The following is a 20,183-nucleotide window of genomic DNA, read 5'->3' as shown; positions in this document are numbered from 1 at the left end:
TCAATAGTGCAAAAGATAGATAGATACTATCCAAGTTCGCAAATTTGCCATGTTTGTGGTACAAAAAATCCTGAAACTAAAAATTTGGCAGTTCGTGAGTGGATTTGCGCAAAGTGCAAAACCAGCCACGATAGAGATAGAAATGCTGCTATAAATATATGGAAGGTTGGGGCATCAACCTTCTTTGGAGAGATATAGTAAGACCTGCTATTTTAGTAGGCAAGTATCGTTTGTATCCAAGAATCCCCTGCATTTAGGCATGGGGAGTATGTCAATTCAAGTCAATGCAAAAAAATAAGAACCGTATCTTTGAAAATACAGTTCTTATTTTTTATTACTTTATCATTTTTTTTATAGAGCTTTATGGTCTTGCTCAGCGATTTTTTCTTTAGCTACAGAAAGCATTAATTTTATACGATTTAACTGGTTTACTTCACTGATACCAGCATCACAGTCAATAGCTACGATATTTACACCATCATGTGTACGCATGAGTTCACGTATCATACCTTTTCCTGTGATGTGATTTGGCAAGCAACCAAATGGTTGTAAACAAATGATATTATCTACACCTTCTTGGATCAATTTTGCCATTTCACCAGTTAAGAACCAACCTTCACCAGCCATATTACCTAAAGAAACATGAGGAGTAGTTAATTTAGCTATTTCTTTAATAGTATATGGAGCAGTGAAGCGTTTGCTAGCACGAAGTGCTTTGCGCATAGGTTTGCGGAAAAATTCAAGAACTTTGATGAAAATTTCTGATTTAGCTTTATCTATCCATTTACCATCAAGCATTTTATATTTTACGATATCATCATATGCCATGTACATGAAGAAATCCATTAAATCAGGTGTTACAACTTCAGCACCTTCATCAAAGAGAATTTTTTCTACATGATTATTAGCTGTTGGGTGATATTTAACAAGAATTTCGCCAACGATACCTACTTTTGGTTTTATTACATCTTCATTGAGAGCAATTTCATCAAATTCTTTTACAGCTTTTTTGATATTATTGCTGAATTTAATATAATTGCCATTAGTGATTTCGTCCATGAAGATTTTACGCCATTTATTATATAAGACATCAACAGAGCCAGCTACTTTTTCATAAGGTCTTGTTCTATTGGATAGACGAATTAATAAGTCAGAGTAAATAGTAGCTTTGACAACATCAAGCCAGATTTCTGTTTTTAATTTGAAATCATCTGTTTCACGACCAACACAAGCAAATACAGGAACTTGGCTTAAGCCGGCATTTTCTAAAGCTTTACGCATTAAATTTAAATAGTTTGTAGCACGGCAAGCACCACATGTTTGGAAAAGCATGATTGAAGTATTATTTACATCATATTCGCCTGATTTTAATGCTTTTAATAATTGACCAATGACTACGATTGCAGGATAGCACATATCATTATTGACATAGCGTAGACCTAAGTCAATATCTTCTTGTGTAGGCATTGGCGGAATGACGATTTTCATACCAGATTTTTTACAAGCATGTTGAATGAAATCAAAATGTTTAGGAGACATTTGCGGTGCCAAGATAGTATGTTCTTCTTGACATTCTTTGCTGAAATAAGCACGTTGTTTTGGCGGTTCAATTTCGTCAATTTGGGCAAAGCCATATTTCCATGCAGCCATGAGAGAACGAATACGTATACGAGCTGCACCAAGGTTACTTACTTCATCTAATTTTATCATAGTGTAGATATCGCCATGTTGTTCTAAGATTTCACGTACTTGACCAGTAGTGATAGCATCAAGACCACAACCAAAGGAACTGAATTGAATTAAAGTCATTTCTTTGTGGCGAGCTACGTAACTAGCAGCATGATACAATCTAGCATGATAGCTCCATTGGTTTACGATATCTAAGCTATCTTCTGGGCAATCTAAATGATAAAGAGCATCTTCAGATAAAATTGCAATACCGTAAGATTGAATCATTTCAGGAATACCATGATTGATTTCAGGATCAACATGGTATGGTCTACCAGCTAAAACGACAATTGGCATTTTTTTATCAGTTGCTTCTTTGATGATATTTTCACCATAGTTGCGAATGTCTTCTTTATATTTATCTAATTCTTGATAACTTTTTTCTACAGCTTCGATTAAGTCTTTTTTAGGAATATTTAAAGAAGATAATTCTTCTTGTAAACGTTTAATCAAAGCTTTTTTATTATTTATTGGTAAGAATGGTTGAAGGAAGTTTATATTTTTCTGGCGGAGAATATCCATATTAGCGCGGATATTTTCAGCATAAGAAGCGACAATAGGACAGTTATAATTGTTATCGGAGGCATGAAGAGGGTCTTTCATATTATAAGGGATACATGGATAAAAGATAGTAGTGATACCTTTTTCAATTAAATCCATGATATGACCGTGTACTAATTTTCCTGGATAACATAAAGAGTCAGAAGGAATAGTAGACATGCCTTTACAATATAACTGAGCTGAAGATTTGCCAGATAATACTACTTCATAACCTAATAAAGTGAAGAAAGTAAACCAGAATGGAAAATCTTCATACATATTGAGTACACGTGGAATACCTATACGTCCTTTTGGTGCATTGAGAAGTGGTTTATAGTATTCAAATAAGCGATGATATTTATATTTATAAATATTAGGTGCTTTATCTTCTTTAGCTATTTGTTTACCAATGCCTTTTTCACAGCGATTTCCTGTAGAATAGCGATTGCCATCAGGAAAAATTTGTGTTGTGATTAGACAGTTATTACCACAGCCATGACAGCGGTAAGTTTTTGTTTCCATATGGAAATCTTTTAATTCTTCTTTGGTTAAAATAGAAGATTTTTCTTGTTGACGTTCTATAGCTAAAAGTGCAATACCATAAGCACCCATTAAGCCAGAGATATCTGGACGGATTACATTTTTATTTAACAATAATTCCATAGAACGAAGTACAGCATCATTATAGAATGTACCACCTTGAACTACGATATTATCGCCAAGTTCAGATACATCTTTGACTTGGATTACTTTAAATAAAGCATTTTTGATAACGGAAAGAGCTATACCAGCAGAAATATCATTTACAGAAGCTCCTTCTTTTTGTGCTTGTTTTACACGAGAATTCATGAAAACAGTACAACGAGTACCTAAATCTACTGGATTTTTAGCAGTTAAGCCTTTATTGGCAAAATCACTGACTTCCATATTTAAGCCTTGAGCGAAGTTTTGAATGAAAGAACCACAGCCAGCAGAGCAAGCTTCATTTAAAATGATTTGTCCGATATTGCCTTTATTTACATAGAAGCATTTCATATCTTGTCCACCGATATCTAGAACGCAAGATACATCAGGACAAAATTCACGAGCTGCACGTAAATGAGCAAAAGTTTCTACTTCACCAAAATCTGCATGAAGAGCAGCTTTGACGATATGTTCTCCATAGCCAGTCGTACCAACAGTAGCAATATAAGCATTAGGAGGAATAATTTCATATAGAGCTTTTATTTCATCTAATACAGTTTTTAATGGTGAGCCATTATTACTGCCATAGGAAGAATATAATATTTCACGATCTTTACTAATTGCGACTAATTTTGTAGTAGTAGAACCAGCATCAATACCTATGTATAGAGGTCCTTGATAATCTGATAATGAAGCTTTTTTTACAACATCTTTATTATGACGTTGCTTAAACTCATTATATTCTTGTTCATTTTTAAATAATGTAAAGGCTACAGATTCAGTTTCTGTAGATGATTTACTGCAATTATTTAAACGTTGCATTAATTCATCATATGTCATTTCAATCGCATTATCACTTAGAGCGCAACCCATAGCAACAAAATAACAACCATCATCAACATTGACAATATGTTCATCAGTTAATTTTAAAGTTTTAATAAAGCGTTCTTTTAATTGAGTTAAGAAATATAAAGGGCCACCTAAAAAGGCTATATTACCTTCAAGTGGACGTCCTTGTGCTAAGTTACCGATAGTTTGATTAACTACAGCTTGTAAGATAGAAAGAGCAATATCGGCTTTAGAAACACCATCATTTAATAATGCTTGAACATCTGTTTTAGCAAAAACACCACAACGAGAAGCAATAGTATAAATTTGAGTGCCTTTTTGAGCTAATTCATTTAAACCCATAGCATCAGTATTTAAAAGTGAAGCCATATGGTCAATAAATGAACCTGTGCCACCTGCACAAACACCATTCATACGTTGTTCTGGTGCAGAGCCAAAATAAGTGATTTTAGCATCTTCACCGCCTAACTCTACAGCTACATCAGTTTGAGGTATCCAATTTTTAACAGCTTTAGAACAAGCGATTACTTCTTGAACAAAAGGCATGTTTAAATTGTTAGCCATACCCATACCGGCAGAGCCAGTTATTGCACAGGTAAATTTATGATTTTTTAATGTATCTGATAATAAAATCATATTATCGTGCATGGATTTATAGATTTCTGATAAATGACGCATGTATTTCTTATAAACTACTTGATTATCGTTGTCTAAGACAACTAATTTTATAGTAGTAGAACCGATATCAATACCAAGTTTATACGAAAAATTCAAGATAACACCACCTATAAAATATATATTTATTAATACTTTAGAAATTAGAAATATAAGCTTTAAATAGTTATTATTGTGCATATGTATTATATCATAGAATAAAAAATTTACCAAAATGAATAGTATTCACTTTTGAGGATTTTTTTATTGATTTTAGAAAAAAAGAATGAATTTTTTAGCTGAAATTGAATAAAAAAGTAAAATTAAATAGAAATAAGTGATGAAAATGAAGATTTTATTTTCAAAAAGAGATGATAATATAAATTTTACTATATTTATAATAAGGAAGTTTTTTGTTGAAAAATAATGGCGTTTAATCTGAAAAAATAAAAACGATAACTTTTTTTAAATTTTTTCAAAAAAAGTGTTGACAAAATGGTTTTAAAATAATATACTATAGAAGCTGGCTCGTGAGACAACAACTCACAGAGAAAAAACAGCAATAAAGGTTAAGATGGCCCGGTAGTTTAGTTGGTTAGAATGCCGCCCTGTCACGGCGGAGGTCAGGGGTTCAAGTCCCCTTCGGGTCGCCATTTGCCTCGGTAGCTCAGTCGGTAGAGCAGGGGACTGAAAATCCCCGTGTCAGTGGTTCGATTCCGCTCTGAGGCACCATTTTATAACATGCTGGTGTAGCTCAATTGGCAGAGCAGCTGACTTGTAATCAGCAGGTTGGGGGTTCGATTCCTCTCGCCAGCTCCATGAAATGCGGGTGTAGCTCAATGGTAGAGCCCTAGCCTTCCAAGCTAGTTACGTGGGTTCGATTCCCATCACCCGCTCCATCAAAAAAAGTTTGAAAAAACTTTAAAAAAGTTCTTGACAAGAATAAAACAATATGGTAACATATTAAATGTTCTCGACGAGAACAAAGAAGTGAATAATGCCGGGGTGGCGGAACTGGCAGACGCACGGGACTTAAAATCCCGCGGTTAGTAATAACCGTACCGGTTCGATTCCGGTCCTCGGCACCAATCACCATCATTTGTTATTTTTGCCCTTTGCGGTCGTGGCGAAATGGCAGACGCGCTAGCTTCAGGCGCTAGTGGGGGATACCTCATGGTGGTTCAAATCCACTCGGCCGCACCATTAAAGAGTATATGCGGTTGTGGCGGAATTGGCAGACGCGCTACTTTGAGGGGGTAGTGATCAATGGTCGTATGGGTTCAAGTCCCATCAACCGCACCATTAATTTAAAGAATGAACTGATACCAATATGATATCAGCTTTTTTTATGTCTGTAGGAAATTTAAATATGGCGCGTTGGTCAAGTGGTTAAGACACCGCCCTTTCACGGCGGCTTCATGGGTTCGAATCCCATACGCGTCACCATGGTTATTCAACTCTTAATAAAGAGTTTTTATATAGATTTAAGAATGCTTTTTAAAGTCCAGATTAAAAATCTAGATTTTAAAAAGCATTTTTTTATTTTCTAAAATAAACTTAAAAATTTTTTATCAAACTTATTAGATTTTATCTAATTGACAATAGTTATAGATGGGTATAGTATAAGTATAAAGTTAACTAATCAAATATTTATATATTAGTAACTTAAAAATAATATTATTTGTGAAATTTTAAACTACTAATTTATATTAGTAGTTTATAGTTTTTTATGAAGGATATTGAGAGGTGCTATTATGTTTGATAAATTAGAAGAAAAGGCTATGGTTCATTTTTTTAATAAATTTGATAAAAATCCATTTCTTTTAAAATTTAAAGATAATCAATATTTAGTAGGTAAAGGTGAACCAACTTTTGTAGTGGACTTTAAAAAGACAATACCTATAATGGATTTACTTAATAGTACGTCTATCGCTTTAGGTGAAGCTTATATGAATGGAGATTTAACCATTGAAGGAGATTTATATGATGCTTTAATTCATTTTTTAGGTCAAATGGATAAATTTTCTTTGAATGAAACTTTGCTAGATAAAATAATTCATCCATCTAATTCTAAAGAAAGTCAAGAAAAACAAGTTCAATCTCATTATGATATAGGTAATGATTTTTATAAATTATGGTTAGACGAAACAATGAGTTATTCTTGTGCTTATTTTAAAAATGAAGATGATACTTTATATCAAGCACAAGTAAATAAAGTGGATTATATTTTATCGAAATTATATTTAAAAGAAGGTATGAGCCTATTAGATATTGGCTGTGGTTGGGGCTTTTTACTCATCGAAGCTGCTAAAAAATATAAGGTAAAAGGTACGGGTATTACTTTAAGTCGTGAACAATATAAAGAATTTAAATCGCGTATACAAAAAGAACATTTAGAAGATTATTTAACAGTTGAATTGATGGATTATCGAGATTTACCAAAATGGGGAAAAAGTTTTGATAGAGTTGTTAGTGTAGGTATGCTAGAACATGTTGGCAGGGAAAATTATCAGCTATTCAATGATTGTGTAAATGCAGTATTAAAAGATAAGGGTTTGTATTTATTGCATTTCATCAGTCAATTAAAAGAAATGGAAACTGATAGTTGGATGAAAAAATACATTTTCCCAGGTGGAGTGATACCAAGTCTTAGGGAAATCGTTTCTAGTATGGGAAATGATGATTTCCATATTCTCGATATTGAAAATTTGCGTCGTCATTATGAAAAAACTTTACTTTGTTGGGCAGATAATTTTCATAATCATTTAGATAAAATCAGTGGAATGTTTGATGAAAAATTTATTCGCATGTGGGATTTATATTTAAATGCCTGTGCAGCAAATTTCCATGTAGGTGGCATAGATTTACATCAAATTTTAGTTACTAAAGGTGTAAATAATGAATTACCATTAACAAGATGGTATTGATATATTAATATAATAAAAAAGAGGCTCTATAAGTTATTTGTAGTATTTAACTTATAGAGCTTTTATTTATTCTTTATGCATTTTGATTATTACAAATGAACTCTTTTAGAAATTCATAAGTTTTTTGAGGGCTTGGTGGGCAACCTCTAACATAATTTTCAAATTTGCTAGTGCAACGACCTATGCCAATGCCATTTTCGCTGAATTCTCGCCAACCTTGACCGATGAATAATTTTGTAGGTAGTTTATCAAGTAAATTATCTTTATCTAATAAGGAGAGTGCTTGCAGTAAATTTTGATAACATTGCTCGCAAGGGCTAGAAGCATTGATATGAGAGGCTAACTTTGAATTATTATCACAAGTAATAGTATTATCTATTAAATTAATGATATTAGCTTTATTGATGTCAGCACAACCGATATTTAATTTAGAAGCTAGTTCAATATATTCGATATCAAATGGTTTATAGCCTAGATTTTGAGCATAATAAGCATCAGCTAATAAATTATCTATAGTAGCATACATATGTTTATCTGCTTGGATATCAGATAAACTATCTATTTCTACTAATGTGAAGTTAGCTTTAATTAAATAATTCAAAAAGCAGATTGCTTTATAAAAATTGTCTGTAGTGAATAAAGAGCGATTTTGGGCATGCAAGATATTTTGCATAGCCTGTAATGCATTGTGCAGTATAGTTGTTTCATTTGGTGAAGAAGTAACTAAATTAATAAAAAAGTCGGCATTGATGACTTTATCTATTAATTTATATTCGATACCACCAATAGTTTTTGTAGTGTAATCTTTATCCTTAAGACCATATACAGGAATGTTTAATTTATCTACAATTTTATCGTATTTACAAGTTATTAATAATTGCTCTAAATCATCATCGATTAAAGAACCTAATACAAGATTAATATTAGTAAAATTATTGTCTTGTAGGTATTTAATTATTGTAGTTAAGATTACTGGAGAAGTAGAGTATAGTGTATTATTGATATATTTTATATCAGGTTTAATAATAATTGTACTGTTTTTATTAGGGATAAATTCTGCTAATTTAGAATTAGATAATAAATTAAAAGTGATTTCATAGAGATTTGCACCATGTGTTTGTAAAATATCTGTTGAGTTCATAAAATTCCTTTCTTAAATGATTATATAATTCGTTAACCTAATATTTTTAAAAGTTGACATTATATAAATATAATGGTTTAATTATATTTATATAAAAGATTTAAGGTGATAACAAATGAATTGCGTAAATGATTTAAAAGAAAAAATACTAAATGGTTATAGAATTAATAAACAGGAAGCTTTAGATTTAGTGAAAGCTCCATTAGATGAATTATCTACAGCCGCTAATGAGATAAGAAAACATTTTTGCGGTGATGATTTTGATATTTGCACTATTATTAATGGAAAATCTGGTAGATGTTCCGAGGACTGTAAATATTGTGCACAGTCAGCTCATTATACTACAAAAATAGAAACTTATCCATTATTAAATACGAAGCCTATTTTAGAAGAAGCACAGTATAATTATAGCAAAGGCGTAGCACGTTATGCAGTAGTAACTTCAGGCAAGAGATTAAGTGATGAAGAAATAGATAAATTGGCAAATTCTTTAGATGAAGTACATAAAAAATGTAAAATAAAATTATGTGTTTCTGGTGGTTTATTGAATGAAGCTCAATTTAAAAAATTGAATGATGTGGGCGTAGAAAGAATTCATAATAATTTAGAAACCTCAAGAAATCATTTTGATAAAGTTTGTACTACGCATACTTTTGAAGATAAAGTAGAAGCAATAAAAGCAGCGCAAAGAGCAGGTATGAGTGTTTGTAGTGGTGGTATCATGGGAATAGGTGAAACCATGGAAGATAGAATAGATATGGCTTTAGAAATACGAAATTTAAATGTAAATTCTGTGCCTATAAATCGTCTAAATCCTATACCAGGAACACCATACGAACATAATAAGCCACTTACTGATGAAGATATGCAAAGAATAGTGGCTATTTATCGTTTTATTTTACCAGATTTATTTATTCGTCTAGCTGGTGGTAGAGGATTATTTACAGATAAAGGTAAAGCTTGTTTGCAGTCAGGAGCTAATGCTGTTATTTCTGGTGATATGCTCACAACAAGTGGCATTTCTATTGATACAGATATGAAGATGATACAAGAATTAGGTTTTAAAATAGTATAATTACTTTAAAAATATATAGGGCAATTAAATTTGCCCTATATATAAAAAATATTATACAATAAAAATTTTTTATGTTATAATATTAACCGGACTAAATTGTATAAATAATCTATTATTTCAGAACAGGTATTTAGTATGATGTATACAAAATGAAAGGAGTTTTTGTATGGAAATTTTAGGATTTATAGTTCTTATTGCCTGTCTTGTTATTGGTGTTCGTTTTGGCGGCTTAGGATTAGCTGCTGTATCCGGTATTGGTTTGACCTTCTTTGTATTTGTTGTTGGTTTAGTACCAGGAAAACCACCAATTGATGTAATGCTCACAATTATGGCGGTAGTTACTTGCTCGGGATTTTTGCAAGCATCAAAAGGGCTTGATGTAATGCTAAAATACGCTGAAAAATTATTGCGTAAAAACCCAAAACAAATAACTGTACTTGCTCCAATTACTACATGGTTTTTAACTGTTCTTTGCGGTACTGGTCATGTAGTATATACTATGTTCCCAATTATTTATGATATTGCTATCAAACAAAATATCAGACCAGAAAGACCAATGGCAGCAGCATCTGTTGCTTCTCAGATGGGGATTTGTGCTTCTCCTGCTTCAGTAGCTGTAGTATCCATGGTGGCAATGCTTGCAGGAACAACTCATCCATTAGGTGTAGTACAAATTTTAATGGTTTCTATTCCAGCTACGTTCTGCGGTGTTTTAGTAACAGGCTTATGGAGCTTAAAAAGAGGTAAAGATTTAGCAAAAGATGAAATTTTCCAAGCTAAATTAAGAGATCCAGAACAAAGAGCTTATATCTATGAAGAACAAGCTCAAAATAATGCTGAAGTAAAATTACCAGCTAGTGCTTATAAAGCTACATTTATCTTTTTATTAGGTATTGTTGTAATCGCTTTATTTGGTAGTTTCCCAAAAGAATTGTTACCACTTGTACCAAATGCTAAAGGTGCATGGGTACCACTTTCTATGACACCAACAATTCAGCTTTGTATGTTGGTTATTGCAGCGCTTATTTTACTTATTTGCAAAGTTAAAGTTAGTGATGTAACAAATGGTTCTGTTTTTAAATCTGGTATGGTAGCTATTGTTTCTGTGTATGGTGTAGCATGGATGGCAGAAACTTATTTTGGTGCATATTTACCAGAATTCAAAGAAACTTTGGGACAGATTGTTTTAGATTATCCTTGGACTTATGCAATTGTTTTATTCTTAATATCTAAATTGGTAAATTCTCAGGCAGCAGCATTAGCTATTGTAGTGCCTATGGCATTAAGTGTAGGTGTTGACCCACTTATTATCATTTCATTTATTTCTGCTTGCTATGGTTATTTCTTCTTACCAACTTATCCATCAGATTTGGCTTGCATTGGTTTTGACCGTTCTGGAACAACAAGAATTGGTAGATTTGTAATCAATCATAGCTTTATCATTCCAGGTTTTATTGGTATCACAGTTGGTTGCTGTGTAGGTTATGTAATAACACATCTTTTATATTGATAAATTAATTAATGAAATAAAAAATCCTAGAGTTTATGCTCTAGGATTTTTTGATTATAAATTTTATTGACTATAATTTTAAATAATATTAATATATAAGCTATATTTTGACAAATATAAATAAAGATAGGAGGGTTTTATGTGACAAATTTAATAAAAATATTACAAGAACAAAAAGATTTTTCTGAAACAGAAATAATGATTGCAACATATTTATTAGCAAATTTTAGGAAATTAGCTGGAATGTCAACTAGACAATTGGGTAAAAATACGTATACAAATTCAGCTGCTATTGTGCGTTTTAGTCAAAAATTAGGTTTTAGTGGATATACAGAATTTAGAGTTCAATTTTTAGCTGAAATGATGCAATATATCAATCATCCAAAAGGTGAAGAACTTGTTGTATCAACTAAAGATAGTATACATTCATTAATTGATAAAGTAACAGCTATTGAAATTGATACATTAAAAGAAACAAGGAATATGCTTAATCCAGAAGATTTTTTAAAAGCTCTAAATCTTTTTATAAAATCTAAACATATTGATTTTTATGCTATGGATAATAATTTAGATATAGCAAGAATTGCTTCAGCTGGTTTTATCATGGCTAATAAATGCTCAAGTGTACATTCTCCAATGACTATGCAATATTTACAGGCAACTAGTGCTTCAAAAGATCATTTGGGATTTATCATAAGTCGTACAGGGAATAATCGTATGTTATTAGATATTGCTCGTTTATTAAAACTACGAGGAATTTCCTTTATTTTGATTACAGCATCACCTAATTCAGAAATAGCTAGTTTAGCAGATGTAGTTTTTTCTGTAGCAAGTGTGAAGCAAATGGAAGAATTAGGACCTAGAGTTTTTCTTTTAGGTGCAAAATATGTTACAGACATAATGTTTACCATGCTTATGACGCGTTTAGATTATCATGATTCGCAACAAAAAGAACAATGGTTAAATAAACATTTTCGTTATTAAGATGAAAATAAAAACTGCTTATTTTGATGTAGATAACATTTAAAATAAGCAGTTTTTTGTTGTTATTTTGATTATTTTCAAACAATTCGTATCATTGCTACAAGTGAAAAAAGGTTTTTTTATATGATATTGTATCATTGTTTCGTATTAGCCAATATCTATTGAAACAGTATTTTGTTAATGATATATTAAAATCGCCTTAAGAAAAATTCAAAAAATTATGTATAAGAAAAGGAGAGAATTCTAAATGGATAAACAAAAACTTTTTGATAGCTTTATCGAAGTTATGAGCAAGTTTGCACAAATACGTGCTGTAGTAGCATTACGTGATGGTTTTATTATGACTACACCATTTACTATTTGTGGTTCAGTATTTTTGTTGATTGCAAACTTACCAATTCCTGGATATGGAGAATTTATGGCATCCATATTTGGTAATGATTGGACAGCACCATTTAATGCTGTAGCGGGTGGTACATTTAATGTATTAGCTTTAATTGTTGTAGTCGCAATTACATACAAATTTGTAGGCAATGAAGGTTGCGATGCTAGTATGGCATCTATATTAGCTTTATCAACATTGTTAATATTAATGCCACCATCATTAGTAACTGAAAATGGTCAATTAGTAGGAGATATTATACCAAAAGCTTGGGTTGGTAGTAATGGTGTTATAACAGCAATTATTATAGCTTTTTTTGTATCATATGTTTTCTGTTATTGTGAAAAAAATAATGTTGGTATAAAAATGCCAGATTCTGTACCACAAGGTGTAGCAAGAGCTTTTACTGCGTTAGTACCTGGTATGATATTTTTTACAGTAGCTTCTGTTTTATACGGACTTTGTCATTATCTTGGAGCTATTACATTACCAGAATTAATTTTTAAAATTATTCAGACACCATTGCAAGGTCTTTCTGATACATTAGCTGGTGGTTCTATAATTGTTGCTTTACAGGGCATTTTGTTTTGGGCTGGTGTTCATGGTCCAAATGTTGTCGGTGGTGTAGTAAGTCCATTATTGATAGCAAATTCTTTAGATAATCAGCATCTTATAGATATAGGTATGTCTCTTATAAATAATCCAGAAGCTAAAATTATAACTGCTCAAGTCAATGATGTATTTGTAAAAAGTGGCGGTTGTGGTTTGACATTAGGACTTTTATTATCAGGTATATTTACTGTTAAATCTCAACAAATGAAATCTTTGTTGAAAATGGCATTTGTGCCAGGTTTATTTAATATAAATGAACCTCTTATTTTTGGTTTGCCAATTGTATTTAATCCATATTTACTCGTTCCATTTGTGTTAGTACCTTTAATAGCATTATTTGTAACATATTTTTCAATCAGTATGGGCTTCATGTCTCCTTTTAGTGCCGTTCAAGTACCATGGACAACACCTCCAATAATTGCAGGATTTTTACTTAATGGTTGGCAAGGTGCTGTTGTACAGATAATAAACTTGGCTATATCTACAGCAATATATTTTCCATTTGTACGAGCACAAGATAAAGCAATGTTAAAAGAAGAACAAGGTGAAAAAGAAGAATAATTATTAAATTATTTTTTGAGAGATTGTATATTAGAGAGAATTAATTTTGGGGGCGAATGTATTGATGCTATTAAAGAAAAATAAAGCGTTAGCTATTTCTATGGGAATATTTTTAGGATTAACAGGTACATCTTTTGCGCAATCAACATCTGATACAGATAAAGTTTCTTCAGAAAATAAAGTTAGTGTTACTGATAATGAAAATATAAATGCAAATGTAAATAGTTTTAGTGATGTTCCTCAAGGTCATTGGGCTTATGAAGCACTTGATTATTTAGCTCAACATGGTGTCATTGAAGGTTATAAAGATGGAACATTTCAGGGAAATCGAACAATGACACGTTATGAAATGGCAAGTATAGTGGCTAATGCTATGAAATCAGATAAAGGAGATATAGGAGATAAAGCTGTATTAAATCAATTAAAAGAAGAATTTAGCGAAGATTTGAAGCAAATGCAATCACAAATTGATAAAAATACATCCGATATTTCCAAATTAAAAGAAGACGCAGAACGTTTTAAAATTAGTGGTTTTGGTAGAGTATCTTGGGATAATGACAATATCAAAGGTTATAATGACCAAAATGATAATAATCGTTTTTATCTTGATTTAAAAGGTAAATTTAAAGTTAATGATGATTGGAATTTTAATTTTGAAAGCGAAACAAATCAACGTTATGCTCGATATGTAACATCCGCTGGTGATGTAAAATATCATGAAGGTCATGATGATTCTGATGGTGTAATCCAGCGTATTTGGGCAGAAGGTAATATTGATAAATTGCATGTTGATGTAGGGCGCAGATGGCGCGGTTTAGGTTTTCAAAATGTATTATTGGGTAATGAAACAGACGGTATCGTGCTTGATTATCCTTTAGATAATAACGGTTTAAAAGCATTAGCATTTTATCAAAAACCAACTGATGCAGGTTATGATTTTGCTATGTACGGATTAGGCGTACAAGGTCCTGTTTCTGATAATTTACAAATTAATTTAGCATATGCCCAACTAGATATTGATAAAAATGAATCTCCAGGAGATAACGTATATGCCCCCGTAGACCCGACTACTGGTAAATATCAGGCGCTTGCAAATACATTCGGTTCACATGGATTGGTATTGAGTGCAATGTGGAATCCGATGAAAAATATCACACTTATTGGTGATTATGTGCTTACAAATGCTGAAAAAGAACGTGTAGTTGAAAAGGCTTCAGATGGAACGAAACATATTTTTGATATTGATGAAAATACAAGTAAATCTATTCGTTTGAATTATCGTTGGACTAACTTAAATGATCCAGGCTCTTTCCAACTTTATACGCGCTGGTTTGACTATGGTCGTCATGGAAATATTATGGGTGATGAAGAATGGGGCTTATTGAAACCAGGCTCTAAAGGATGGGTATTTGGTTTTAAATATGTACCAGCCAAAAATATAGAATGGGAAACAATGTATGAAATTGCTGATATGTATGGTGTTTTTGATGGAGAAAAAGATCAGCAATATAAACGTGATTTCATTCGTACACAAGTAGATTTCCATTTTTGATAAATAATATTTTAAATATAATTTTATAGATAAAAGGAGTAATTTATTATGAAAAAGATTGTTTTATTATGTGCATCTGGTATGTCTACAAGTATGTTAGTAAAAAAAATGCAGGAAGCAGCAAAAGCTGAAAATTATGATTGTGAAATAGCTGCCTATTCAGCAGCAGAAGCAGTGGAAAAAGCTTCAGATGCTGATGTAGTATTACTTGGTCCACAAATTCGTTTTTCTAAAGACAAAATTGCAAAAGAATTACCAGGTGTACCTGTTGATGCTATTGAAATGCGTATGTATGGTCGTATGGATGGTAAAGGTGCTTTAGCATTTGCTAAAAGTTTAATGAAAGACTAAGGGAGAGTAAGTAATGGAAGGTTTAGAATTAATAGCATTCGAGATTATTTCTTCTGTGGGAACAGCACGTAGTTGTTATATAGAAGCAATTAGTGAAGCTAAAAAAGGCAATTATGAAAAAGCAGAAGAATTAATTGCCGAAGGTGAAAAAGTATTTATTGAAGGTCATGATAAACACAATGAATTATTGCAAAAAGAAGCATCTGGTGATAATGTAGTCAATTTATTGATTTTACATGCAGAAGACCAATTGATGAGTGCAGAAGGTTTTAAAATTATCGCACAAGAATTTATAGATGTTTATCGTAAAATAAACGTAAAATAAGGAGAATAAAAATGGGATTTCCAAAAGGTTTTTTATGGGGTGGCGCAGTAGCTGCCCACCAACTTGAAGGCGGTTGGCAAGAAGGCGGAAAAGGAATTAGCGTAGCTGATGTAATGACTTTGGGTGGACCAAATAAACCTAGAGAAATTACAGATGGTATTGTTCCAGGAAAGATTTATCCAAATCATGAAGCTATAGATTTTTATCATCGTTATGAAGAAGATATCGCATTGCTTGCTAAAATGGGATTTAAATGTTTCCGTACAAGTATTGCATGGACACGTATCTTTCCTAATGGTGATGAAGTTGAAGCAAACGAAGCTGGTTTAAAATTTTATGATGATCTTTTTGATACACTTCATCGTTATGGAATGGAACCAATTGTTACTTTATCTCATTTTGAAATGCCATATAATTTAGTAACTAAATATGGCGGATGGCGTAATCGTAAATTAGTAGATTTCTTTGTACGTTTTGCAGTTACTGTTTTTAAACGTTATAAAGATAAAGTTAAATATTGGATGACATTTAATGAAATTAATAATCAAAGAGATGTAAATACTGAATTTACAGCATTTACAAATTCAGGTGTACTTTATAAAGATGGTGAAAATAGATATGAGGTTTTATATCAAGTAGCTCATCATGAATTTGTGGCATCTGCATTAGCTGTTATTGAAGGTCATAAAATTAATCCAGATTTTCAAATTGGTTGTATGTTAGCAATGTCTCCAGTATATCCAGCAACTTGTAAACCAATGGACCAAATGGCAGCATTGAAAGAGATGGATCGTACATTTGTTTTCTCAGATGTACAATGCAGAGGACATTATCCAATGTATATATTAAAAGAATGGGAAAATAAAGGTTATAATATTAAAATTGAAAATGGCGATTTTGATATTTTAGAACGTGGAAAAGTAGATTATTTTGCTTTGTCATATTACATGAGTTTTGTCAGTGAATATGATCCTGAAGGTAAAGAACATATGGGTAAAGAAGTTAAAAATCCATATGTAAAAGCTTCTGATTGGGGTTGGCAAATTGACCCAGTTGGATTACGTTATATGTTAAACGTGATTTCTGAACGTTATGAATTACCAATGATGATTGTTGAAAACGGAATTGGTTTACATGAATATCCAGATGAAACAGGTGTAGTGCAAGATGATACACGTATAAAATATTTCTCTGAACATATTGCTGAGATGAAAAAAGCTGTAGATGAAGATGGTGTTACACTCATGGGATATTGTCCTTGGGGACCTATTGACCTCGTATCAGCAAGTACAGGTGAAATGGAAAAAAGATATGGATTTATTTATGTAGATAAAAATAATCAAGGAAAAGGTACATTAAAACGCGTACCGAAAAAATCTTTTTATTGGTATCAAAAAGTAATTAAAACGAATGGCGAAGATTATTCTATTGAATAAGTGAAGGAGTGTAGTTTATGAGTTTAAAGAAAAAAGCTATTGTTAGTACAATGCTTATGGCATTATCCATTACACCAACAGTAATTCCAAATAGTATAGTAACACCATCTATTGTTATGGCAGCACCAGCTAGCGATGTAAAAGCAAGTGAAGCTTTTGAAGTGAATTTCCAAAATGGAATGCCAAAAGGATTTGAGGCTGCTGATGGATGGACAAATGGATATATGTTCAATGTAAATTGGCATAAAGAAAATGTTACATTTGATGGTGGAAACCTTCAATTAATTATTGATAAAGAAAAAAAAGCTGATAAAATACCATATTCTGGCGGAGAATTTCGTAGTAAAGATTTCTACGGTTATGGAAAATATGAAGTATCAATGAAACCAATAAAAAATGATGGTGTAGTATCTTCTTTCTTCACGTATACTGGTCCATCTGATAATAATCCATGGGATGAAATTGATATAGAATTTTTAGGAAAAGATACAACAAAAGTTCAATTTAATTATTATCGTGATGGAAAAGGTGGACATGAATATTTATATGATTTAGGTTTTGATGCATCTGAAAGTTTCCATACTTATGGCTTTGAATGGCATAAAGATAAAATTATTTGGTTTGTTGATGGTAAAGAAGTATATCGTTTGGAAGGAACAACAATTCCAGTAACAAAATCTAAACTTATGATGAATGCTTGGTGTGGAACAGGTGTAGATGAATGGTTGAATGCATTTGATGATAAAAATTTACCTGTAAAAGCAGAATATCAATGGATAAAATATACTCCATTTACTGAATAAGGAGTTGTCTGATTATGTATAATAAGAAAAAACTCAGTCAAATTATTTTATCTGGATTAATGGCGGTAAGTTTTTCATCGATATCACTACCTATAGAAGCAGCTGATATGGGGCTACATGTTGACCAAGTAGGATATCTGCCAAATTATTCAAAAGTAGCAATGGTAACTGACTCTAATGATACTACTTTTGAAATAATTGATACAAAAGATAATAAAGTTGTATTTAAAGGAAATTTATCTGAACCTAAATATGATAAAATTTCTGAAGAAACTTTACGTAAAGCCGATTTTTCTTCTTTGAATGTACCAGGAACATATATTTTAAAAGTAGGTAATCGTGAATCATATGATTTCGTAATTGGTGATGATGTCTATGATGTACCTATGGTACAAAGTTGGCGTTCATATACTTTATCAAGAAGTAATACTGCTATAAATGATGATAAAGTTTCTGGACTAAAATTAGAAGGTGGACATAAGCAAGATAAAGAAGCTCGTGTCTATTTCTCTGATAAATTAAATAATAAAGGCGATAAAATAGATGTTAGTGGCGGTTGGTATGATGCAGGAGATTATGGTAAATATATAACAACAGGAGCATTAAGTAGTGCTGAATTATTGTTAGCATATGAAGCAAATCCCGACCATTTCACTAAAGGTCAATTGTTATTTCCAAAAGGCATAGAAAATAATACAAATATGCCAGATGTTTTATCAGAGATAAAATTTGAACTTGACTGGATGGAAAAAATGCAACGTGAAGATGGCAGTACATTCCATAAAGTATCAGGTTTGACTTGGCCAGGATTTGATATTTCTCCAGATACAGATAAGCAAGATAGATATATTTTTAGTACAGCTACTTCTAGTTCAGCTATGTATGGTGCAAGTTTAGCAATAGCTTCACGTGTATATGAACAATATGATAAAGATTATGCTAAAAATTTAAAACAAAATGCTGAAGCTGTTTGGCAATATTTAGAAAAAAATCCTAAACCAATTTATCGTGTTGATGAAGGACAAGAAAATGGTTCAGGCCCATATAATAAAGATACAGATCTTGAAGAACGTTTATGGTTAGCTGCAGAAATGTTTAGAACAACAGGTGATGCTAAGTATGAATCTTATTTGAAGAAAGAGTCTAAACGTTTAACTGATAAACCAAGCTTTTTTACATGGGATGATACTTTAGCTTTAGCACAATTTGCATATGCTAAATCTAATAATGCAGATAAGCAACTTCAAAATAAAGTTATTAATGCTTTAATTAGTTATGCAGACGATATTTGTACAAGTATAAAAACAGATGGTTTTAATTGTTCTTTAAAAGAAAATGAATATACATGGGCTTCAACTAAAAATGCTTTGACTAAAGGTGATATTTTATTAATGGCATATCAAATTGAGCCAAAACAAGAATATTTAGAAGGAGCACTAGCACAAATTCATTATCTTTTTGGAAGAAATTCACTTGATAAGAGTTTTATGACTGGTGTAGGAGATAATCCACCATTACATCCACATAATCGTATCCATGAAAGCACAGGAGCTTATGTTTCAGGTCTTGTTGTCGGTGGACCAAATCATGTTATAGGTGGAGATCCAGACCAAACAGAATACTTGAATAGTGGAAATATTCCTATAGCAAAATCTTATCTTGATGTGGTAAGTTCTTGGTCTACAAATGAATATGCTATAGATTATATTTCATCTGCTGTTTATGCTTTATCTTGGTTTGCACAACCAGATTCAGTTAAAGTTGAAGATTTAAAATATAATAAGTAAATAAAAATTGCTTTCTAATTTAATTATTAGAAAGCAATTTTTTTATACATATATTTATAAAACAAAAAAAGCTCCGATAAAATCGAAGCTTTAATCTACAAAATGGTGGGCAGGGATGGATTCGAACCATCGTAGCCTACGGCGACGGATTTACAGTCCGTTCCCTTTAACCACTCGGGCACCTACCCATTACAAATGGTGACCTTGGCAGGACTCGAACCTGCGACCTTTTGATTCGTAGTCAAACACTCTAATCCAGCTGAGCTACAAGGCCATTTGTTT

The 20,183-nt window shown here is 31.8% G+C and carries 14 protein-coding genes and 10 tRNA genes; 20 read left to right on the top strand and 4 right to left on the bottom strand.

Translation table 11 applies throughout. The features are described 5' to 3' along the window. The coding region (locus F553_RS11920; protein ID WP_018999975.1) for a zinc ribbon domain-containing protein at positions 1 to 198 on the top strand (198 nt) is incomplete at its 5' end. Between the two features lie 153 nt (positions 199 to 351). Here the strand turns inward: F553_RS11920 and F553_RS0109890 are convergent. Beyond that, positions 352 to 4,575, bottom strand: coding sequence for an acyl-CoA dehydratase activase-related protein (locus tag F553_RS0109890; RefSeq protein WP_018999974.1), 4,224 nt, complete (start codon positions 4,573 to 4,575; stop codon positions 352 to 354). Positions 4,576 to 5,031: 456 nt separating this feature from the next. Between F553_RS0109890 and F553_RS0109885 the strand changes: the two genes are divergently transcribed. The 9 genes from F553_RS0109885 (at position 5,032) to F553_RS0109840 (ending at position 7,382) form a co-directional block, all read left to right on the top strand. Further along, a tRNA-Asp gene (locus F553_RS0109885) sits at positions 5,032 to 5,108 on the top strand. A 3-nt stretch (positions 5,109 to 5,111) separates the two neighbouring features. Next, a tRNA-Phe gene (locus tag F553_RS0109880) sits at positions 5,112 to 5,187 on the top strand. An 11-nt stretch (positions 5,188 to 5,198) separates the two neighbouring features. Next, positions 5,199 to 5,274 (top strand) — tRNA-Thr (locus F553_RS0109875). 6 nt (positions 5,275 to 5,280) lie between these two features. Further along, positions 5,281 to 5,354: transfer RNA gene (locus F553_RS0109870), tRNA-Gly, on the top strand. A gap of 100 nt (positions 5,355 to 5,454) precedes the next feature. Then, positions 5,455 to 5,543, top strand: a tRNA-Leu gene (locus F553_RS0109865). A gap of 29 nt (positions 5,544 to 5,572) precedes the next feature. Continuing rightward, positions 5,573 to 5,658, top strand: a tRNA-Leu gene (locus F553_RS0109860). 13 nt (positions 5,659 to 5,671) lie between these two features. Next, positions 5,672 to 5,757, top strand: a tRNA-Leu gene (locus tag F553_RS0109855). Between the two features lie 69 nt (positions 5,758 to 5,826). Next, positions 5,827 to 5,901 (top strand) — tRNA-Glu (locus F553_RS0109850). A 308-nt stretch (positions 5,902 to 6,209) separates the two neighbouring features. Then, positions 6,210 to 7,382, top strand: a complete 1,173-nt coding sequence (locus tag F553_RS0109840; protein ID WP_018999973.1) for a class I SAM-dependent methyltransferase — start codon at positions 6,210 to 6,212, stop codon at positions 7,380 to 7,382. A gap of 73 nt (positions 7,383 to 7,455) precedes the next feature. Here the strand turns inward: F553_RS0109840 and F553_RS0109835 are convergent, their stop codons facing one another. After that, a complete protein-coding gene (locus F553_RS0109835) occupies positions 7,456 to 8,523 on the bottom strand; it encodes a DUF362 domain-containing protein (RefSeq protein ID WP_018999972.1) in 1,068 nt (355 codons plus the stop codon). A 115-nt stretch (positions 8,524 to 8,638) separates the two neighbouring features. On the opposite strand from F553_RS0109835, the gene bioB reads away from it, so the two are divergent. The 10 genes from bioB (at position 8,639) to F553_RS0109785 (ending at position 19,901) form a co-directional block, all read left to right on the top strand. Further along, on the top strand, positions 8,639 to 9,598 hold the full coding sequence (gene bioB / locus F553_RS0109830; RefSeq protein WP_018999971.1) for a biotin synthase BioB: 960 nt from the start codon (positions 8,639 to 8,641) through the stop codon (positions 9,596 to 9,598). A 166-nt stretch (positions 9,599 to 9,764) separates the two neighbouring features. Then, the gene (locus F553_RS0109825) at positions 9,765 to 11,108 is read left to right on the top strand and encodes an anaerobic C4-dicarboxylate transporter (RefSeq protein ID WP_018999970.1); all 1,344 of its coding nucleotides are present in this window, start codon (positions 9,765 to 9,767) and stop codon (positions 11,106 to 11,108) included. A 141-nt stretch (positions 11,109 to 11,249) separates the two neighbouring features. Then, positions 11,250 to 12,092 (top strand): MurR/RpiR family transcriptional regulator, encoded by an 843-nt coding sequence (locus F553_RS0109820; protein ID WP_018999969.1) that lies wholly within the window; start codon positions 11,250 to 11,252, stop codon positions 12,090 to 12,092. 247 nt (positions 12,093 to 12,339) lie between these two features. Then, positions 12,340 to 13,647 (top strand): PTS sugar transporter subunit IIC, encoded by a 1,308-nt coding sequence (locus F553_RS0109815; RefSeq protein ID WP_018999968.1) that lies wholly within the window; start codon positions 12,340 to 12,342, stop codon positions 13,645 to 13,647. A 64-nt stretch (positions 13,648 to 13,711) separates the two neighbouring features. Beyond that, positions 13,712 to 15,199: an S-layer homology domain-containing protein gene (locus F553_RS0109810; RefSeq protein WP_033405767.1), complete on the top strand. Its 1,488-nt coding sequence runs from the start codon at positions 13,712 to 13,714 to the stop codon at positions 15,197 to 15,199. A gap of 48 nt (positions 15,200 to 15,247) precedes the next feature. Then, complete coding sequence (locus F553_RS0109805) at positions 15,248 to 15,550, top strand: PTS sugar transporter subunit IIB (protein ID WP_008538815.1); 303 nt, start codon at positions 15,248 to 15,250, stop codon at positions 15,548 to 15,550. A gap of 13 nt (positions 15,551 to 15,563) precedes the next feature. Continuing rightward, complete coding sequence (locus F553_RS0109800; protein ID WP_018999966.1) at positions 15,564 to 15,875, top strand: PTS lactose/cellobiose transporter subunit IIA; 312 nt, start codon at positions 15,564 to 15,566, stop codon at positions 15,873 to 15,875. An 11-nt stretch (positions 15,876 to 15,886) separates the two neighbouring features. After that, a complete protein-coding gene (locus tag F553_RS0109795; protein ID WP_018999965.1) occupies positions 15,887 to 17,311 on the top strand; it encodes a 6-phospho-beta-glucosidase in 1,425 nt (474 codons plus the stop codon). A 17-nt stretch (positions 17,312 to 17,328) separates the two neighbouring features. Continuing rightward, the gene (gene bglS / locus F553_RS0109790; protein WP_018999964.1) at positions 17,329 to 18,114 is read left to right on the top strand and encodes a beta-glucanase; all 786 of its coding nucleotides are present in this window, start codon (positions 17,329 to 17,331) and stop codon (positions 18,112 to 18,114) included. Between the two features lie 14 nt (positions 18,115 to 18,128). After that, positions 18,129 to 19,901 (top strand): glycoside hydrolase family 9 protein, encoded by a 1,773-nt coding sequence (locus tag F553_RS0109785; protein WP_018999963.1) that lies wholly within the window; start codon positions 18,129 to 18,131, stop codon positions 19,899 to 19,901. 103 nt (positions 19,902 to 20,004) lie between these two features. Here F553_RS0109785 and F553_RS0109780 read toward each other — a convergent pair. Continuing rightward, positions 20,005 to 20,089: transfer RNA gene (locus F553_RS0109780), tRNA-Tyr, on the bottom strand. An 8-nt stretch (positions 20,090 to 20,097) separates the two neighbouring features. Next, positions 20,098 to 20,175: transfer RNA gene (locus tag F553_RS0109775), tRNA-Arg, on the bottom strand. Positions 20,176 to 20,183: the final 8 nt, after the last annotated feature.

This window comes from Megamonas rupellensis DSM 19944, from assembly GCF_000378365.1.
In the GTDB taxonomy this organism is placed as follows: domain Bacteria; phylum Bacillota; class Negativicutes; order Selenomonadales; family Selenomonadaceae; genus Megamonas; species Megamonas funiformis.
Note: the sequence above shows the minus strand (reverse complement) of the source record. Positions and strands in the feature narration are given on the sequence as shown.